At 70.4% G+C, this 5,454-nt stretch carries 5 protein-coding genes; all 5 read right to left on the bottom strand.

Features of this window, described 5'->3' with window-relative positions:
- The coding region (locus NQ160_RS17565; protein WP_257516433.1) for a hypothetical protein at positions 1–266 on the bottom strand (266 nt) is incomplete at its 3' end.
- Positions 263–1,831 (bottom strand): hypothetical protein, encoded by a 1,569-nt coding sequence (locus tag NQ160_RS17560; protein WP_257516432.1) that lies wholly within the window; start codon positions 1,829–1,831, stop codon positions 263–265. The genes NQ160_RS17565 and NQ160_RS17560, both read right to left, overlap by 4 nt.
- A gap of 1 nt (position 1,832) precedes the next feature.
- Positions 1,833–3,605 (bottom strand): hypothetical protein, encoded by a 1,773-nt coding sequence (locus NQ160_RS17555; protein WP_257516431.1) that lies wholly within the window; start codon positions 3,603–3,605, stop codon positions 1,833–1,835.
- On the bottom strand, positions 3,602–5,206 hold the full coding sequence (locus NQ160_RS17550) for a glycosyltransferase family 2 protein (protein ID WP_257516430.1): 1,605 nt from the start codon (positions 5,204–5,206) through the stop codon (positions 3,602–3,604). Before NQ160_RS17550 ends, NQ160_RS17555 begins: the two co-directional genes overlap by 4 nt.
- Positions 5,203–5,454 (bottom strand): hypothetical protein (locus tag NQ160_RS17545; RefSeq protein ID WP_257516429.1); only part of this gene is annotated, 252 nt, incomplete at its 5' end. The genes NQ160_RS17545 and NQ160_RS17550, both read right to left, overlap by 4 nt.

Below are 5,454 nucleotides of genomic sequence, written 5' to 3'. Positions count from 1 at the left end.
TGCGAGTCGTAGACCTTCGGCGAGATCGTGCGCCAGGAGTAGGTCGCCTCCACCTGGATGCCGGCACGGCGCCAGAACTCCGCCTGACCGAGCGCGATCACCGAGTCGCCGATGTTCTCGTAGTCGGGAAAGTCGGTCAGCACCAGCGACTCCACGCCGCGGTGCAGCTGCGTGAGCGCGTCGAAGGAGCGACGCTGCATCTCGTCGATGAAGTGCCCGCCGGTGTGCGGGCGGGGTTCACGGGTGTTCTCGGTGGGCAGGGTCACGGGGAGTCCTCCAGGACGTGGCCGGTGCGGGACCGGATGGGAAGAGCCGACCTCAGCCGGGCGCGCGAGGTCTTGTCGAAAGCGAGGAAGTAGTAGAGCGCGAGCGCTGCCGCGACCCAGACGGCCGCGAGGGCCACGATGAGCGGGAGCGGGGGGCCAGTCAGGCTCGCCGCGTACAGCAGAGCCGCCAGGGGGGCGACGGTCGCGAACGGCAGCACCAGGCAGCGCACGGCGAAGTCCCGCAGCGGAATGTGCAGGCGCCGCAGTGCGATCGCGATGTACACGGGTTCGAGGAACAGGATCGGAAGGGCGAGCCCGAGGGCGATACCGGGGAGCCCGAGTGATCCGCCCAGCGCTGTGGCCAGGAGCGTCCCCGAGACGGCCCAGATCGTGTGCAGCACGGCATAGCCGCGCAGAGACCCCTGCGCGGTGAGGATGGGAACCGCCAGCAGGTGATTGTTGTTCGCGAACATCGACAGCACCAGGATCTGCGCGACCAGCGCGGCGCCTGGCCCGGCATCGCCGAGCCAGACGTTCATGATCTGCGGCATGAAGATCACGATCGGCACGAGCACGAGGGTCATCAGCATGTTCGCCAGGCTCGTGCCGCGCAGGTACATCTGCCCGATCGGGGCCCCTTCGGCACCGCCGTGGCGCATCGAGGCGGTCGGGAGCAGGGCGACGGCGAGTGAGCCGGTCACCTCCTTCACCAGCAGGTAGATGCGCTGGCCGGCGGCATACACCGCGGTGAAGCCGATGGGGAGGAGGAGGGCTGTCAGGATGCCGCCCACCTGCATGATCACCACGCTGGCGATCCCGAGCACCATCAGCTGCGAGCTCACACGGAAGAGCTCCCGGAAGACGTCCCAGCGGAAGTCGGCGAACCGCGCGGTGACCTCCGGAGCCCGGCGGCGCCGCACCACGTAGGTGGCGATGCCGAAGCCCAGGATGCCGAGCACGTCGACGACCGCGACTGCCACGATGCCGAGGTCGGCCCAGCACACGATCACGGTGAAGACGACGCGGAACGCGGCGAGCCCGATGAGCAGGTAGTTCACTTCGGCGAGGCGGCCGATGCCGGCGAGGATCTGCCGGTTCGCGGAGAACACCAACAGGAGGAAGACATTGCCGACGCCCAGGATCGCCAGCGCCCACGCCGTGGACCCGAGCTCGTCGCTGAAGTCCGCGTTCGGCACCGTCAGGGCGAAGGCCACCGCGGTCGCGGTCGCCAGGACGAGGGCGGCGGCGATGTAGAACACGTTGCTGGCCGAGGCGACGCTGCGCATGCGGGCGACGTCGCCCGAGGGCCGCGCGACGCCGATGAAGCGCGTCGTGGCATCCCCGATCCCCAGATCCTGCTGGAACAGCGCACCGAGGGCGACGGTGAGCATGTACAGCCCGTACGACTCGGCACCGAAAGCCCCCAGCACCACGGGGAGCAGCACCACGTACGCGATCATCGAGGAGAAGCGCGCGAGGTAGGTCGTGATGACCGCCCCGGTGATGCCTCCCCCCGGCGCGGCCGACGCCCTGTGACGCCGCGTCGTCTCGGTTGCGCTGCCCATCTCAGCCCTGCGGCGTGACGCCGAGGTTCAGGCGGTACACGAGCGTCTCGTCGGACTCGTGGGCGAGCTCCCAGCGGGGGTCGTCCTCGAGGATGTTCTCGAACCGTCCCAGCGCGCCGTCGGGGAGGGTGCCGTAGTAGGTGCTGTAATCGCGCATCTGCTGCGTGATGACCACGAGGGCCGGTCGCTGCTCCCAGACGAGGCTGTCGGTGAGGCGGGTGACGCGGCGCGGGTCGGCGAACTGCTCGTTCTCCCACCCTGGCCACGACGTCAGCCACATGTCGATGCCGGAGTCGAACTGCTGGTTGGCCTGCACGAAGTCCACGTACTCCGCGACGAGGCGACCGGGGGCCCCCGGTGCGACGCCGATGGTGAGGGTGGCGGGATCCTCGTTCTGCAGGATGTCGGTGGTCAGGCGCACCGATTCGGGGGTGACCAGGTTCGCGAACCACCCGCCGTAGTAGGCCTGCATCGACAGCAGGCCGGCGATCGACGCGATGACGGCGGCGCCCGCCTGCGCGGTGCGGCGGGCGCGGGCGGCCTCTCCGCGCAGCATGCGGGTCAGACCCGGCGCGAGGATCAGCATGCAGCCGGGGATGGAATACAGGAACACCCGGAAGAGCGCTTCGCCGCCGTAGCCCTGGGCTACCAGGATCAGACCGGGGGAGAAGGCGACGACCGCCGGCACGAGCGCGTCGCGCCACTGGTCGCGGCGGCGCACCAGGCGCACCACGGTGACGATCCCGGCCGACACCCACAGCAGCAGGGTCACCGCTCGCGCGGACCATGAGCTGACCACCTGTCCCAGGCTCGGGTTTCCCAGGGTCTCGTTGCGTGCCGAGGGGGTCAGGATGTTGCTGAGGAAGTCGAAGTTCAGCAGGCGACCGAATTGGCTGAGCACGTTCAGGTGCAGCAGCATGTAGCCGATCGCGATCGCCGCGAAGACGAGGAAGATGTACTTCGGCTTCACCCGCCCGAGCAGGGTCAGCACGAACAACGCGGCGAGCAGCCAGTACGGCGTCAGCTGGTGGGTGACCACGATGGCCGCGAAGATCGGCACAGCCACCCAGGCCGCGGCCTTCGTCGTGCCCGATGCCAGCAGGAGGGCCATCACCACGATGGCGAGGGCGAAGCCGATCGCCTGCGGGGAGAGGTAATCCTGCGCGACCCAGTTGGCGGTGTGGGCGCCGAACGCCGCGACGAGGGCCGTGGGCGTGCCCATGCCGTAGGTGCGGGCGAGGAAGAACACCGCGGCGGTCACCGCCAGCTGGGAGCCGACGGTGAACCACTGCGCGACGGAGATCGTCTCGACGCCGGTGACGGTGTTCAGCCACGCGATGAAGGAGAAGGCCCCTGGCCAGTTGTGGTAGATGTCCACGTCCACGTCGACCACGCCGAAACGCTGGATGTAGTCCGTGGGGCCGAAGTGCTTGTACGTCCACGAATAGAGGGGGGCATCGGTGGAGACGGCGGTGGGCAGCCGCATCATGAGGACGGTCGACACCAGCGCGGCGCCGGCCGTGCGGTGAGTGCGCAGCGCGATGGCGAGGCAGAACGCGACCGTTGCCAGGACGATCGACACCGGGAAGAGCGGTCCAGAGGCGGCGAGCAGCCCGAAGAGGTTCCACGGTGCGTCGCGAAGGCCGGGCAGTGCCACCGCCCAGCAGATGGCGGCGGCGACCAGGACGATCGCAGGGACCAGCCACGGGCGAGAAGCGCTCGACGGCTCGACGGGCGGTGCCGACGCGTGCGTGCGGGGTGCGGTGAGGGTCATGCCGTCCTCCTGATGCCGAAGGTGACTGCGGCGCCCAGGCAGGTGGCCCCCGCCAGGATGAACAGCCACGCCACGGGGTTCCAAAGCTGCGCGTACACGACGGCCGTGGTCAGCAGCAGCATCGTCGAGACCCCGATGGCCGGGACGACGATGGGCGCGAAGCGGGGTGGGAGCACCACCCAGGCGCGCACCAGCGCGCCGGGACCGAGCAGGATGAACACCGCGACGAACAGCAGCGACAGCCCGGTCGGCAGCGGCAGCAGCGCCAGCAGACCGCTGAACCCGCCCACTGCCGCCAGCCCCGACCAGCAGCGACGTTCCATCGCCGGCCCGCGTGAGGCGGGACCGGCGAGGGTGCCGGCGTCACGCTGGGTGCGACGCTCCGCGAAGTAGGCGGCAGGGCCGCCGACGATGCTCCGCAGCTCCACGCGGCCTACCTTCTTCGCCGCGACCGAGAGGGTCGACGAGGCGGGGGAGTCGTCCACGGTCGACATGGGCTTGTGCAGCAGACGCGCCAGCGCGCGGGGCGAGCGGGCCACCGCAGCTCCCAGCATGCGCGGGTCGAGTGCGACGGTGGTGGCCCAGGCGCCGAATCCGCGGCCGTAGCCCACGGCCTGGGCGGTCAGGGCGGCCAGGTCGTCCCGGTGGCGGTGCCACACCAGTGCCGCGGGCTCCACCGCGATCGCCTGGCCGTCATAGAGAACGCGCAGGAACATGTCGAGGTCCTCACCGCCCTGAGTGCGGGTGCCGGCACCCAGGGCGGTGTCGAAGCCGCCGAGCTCCAGCATGTGCGCCCGACGGACGGCGAAGTTCGCGCCCGTGCCGAACTCGCCCACGCAGAAGGGGAACATGGGCAGATCCGACGGTGGGTCGTCCAGGCGGAACACTCGCGCGGCGGTGAGCTTGGACCAGCTGACGCGGGCGTCGAAGTACGCCTGCACCTCGTTGCGCAGCTCGCCGGTCGGCACCACGCCCGTCACACAGGCGACGTCGGGACCGCGTGAGAATCCGGCGGCGATCGCCCACAGCCACTGCGTGTCGACGCTGACGTCGTCGTCGGTGAACGCGACGATCGCCGACTGCGCGGCGCGGAGCCCGGCGTTGCGGGCATGGGAGAGCCCGGCGGCATCCTCGCGCACGTAGCGGAAGTCCGGGAACTGCGACGCCAGCAGATCGCGGGTCTCGCCGGTCGCGGGCGCGTTGTCGACCACGACCACTTCGTACGAGGGGTACTCCAGCGCCCGGATGGCCTCGAGGGACTCCCGCAGCATGTCGGCGCGGTCACGGGTGCAGACGACCACCGTGATGGGGGTCGGCTCCGGGCGGGATGCCGCAGGGACCGAGGGCAGTGCAGCGATCGCCTCCTGCAGGGCGTGCGGGTCGAGCGTGCCCTCCGCGACGGGGAGGGTGACGTAGCCGCGCACCGATCCGCGGTCGCGCACCAGCAGGCGGGCCCGGTCGAACGATCCGCCGGACTCGAGTACGACGGCGTCCGGCGACGCGGCGACGTCGTCGGCCTCGACGAGGCCGACCCAGATCGCGTCTCGTCGGTCGACGTCGCCGCGCAGGGGCATGGCGAGGGGGAGAGTCAGTGCCGTCATGCGGCAACACCTTTCGGGTCGAGGGCGTATGCGGGCGCGAGGCCACGCACACGACGGAGTCCGACCGCGCCCACGGCTGCCAGGGCGCACGCGCCGCAGACCATGGCCAGCGCTGCGCCGAGGGCCCCTTGGGAGGGGACCAGCAGCAGCACGACGGTGAACAGGATCAAGACGTAGAGCAGGTTGCTCCACAGCACCGGCCGCACCCGGTGCCGCGCGCGGGAGAGCGCGGACCAGATGTCGTAGCC

This window comes from Microbacterium sp. zg.Y909, from assembly GCF_024626565.1.
This window is presented reverse-complemented; position numbering and strand designations above follow the sequence as displayed.

Excerpts from the sequence above, each read along its gene's own strand:
- NQ160_RS17560 (WP_257516432.1), bottom strand. The coding sequence starts at position 1,831 with ATGGGCAGCGCAACCGAGACGACGCGGCGTCACAGGGCGTCGGCCGCG.
- NQ160_RS17555 (WP_257516431.1), bottom strand. The coding sequence starts at position 3,605 with ATGACCCTCACCGCACCCCGCACGCACGCGTCGGCACCGCCCGTCGAG.
- NQ160_RS17550 (WP_257516430.1), bottom strand. The coding sequence starts at position 5,206 with ATGACGGCACTGACTCTCCCCCTCGCCATGCCCCTGCGCGGCGACGTC.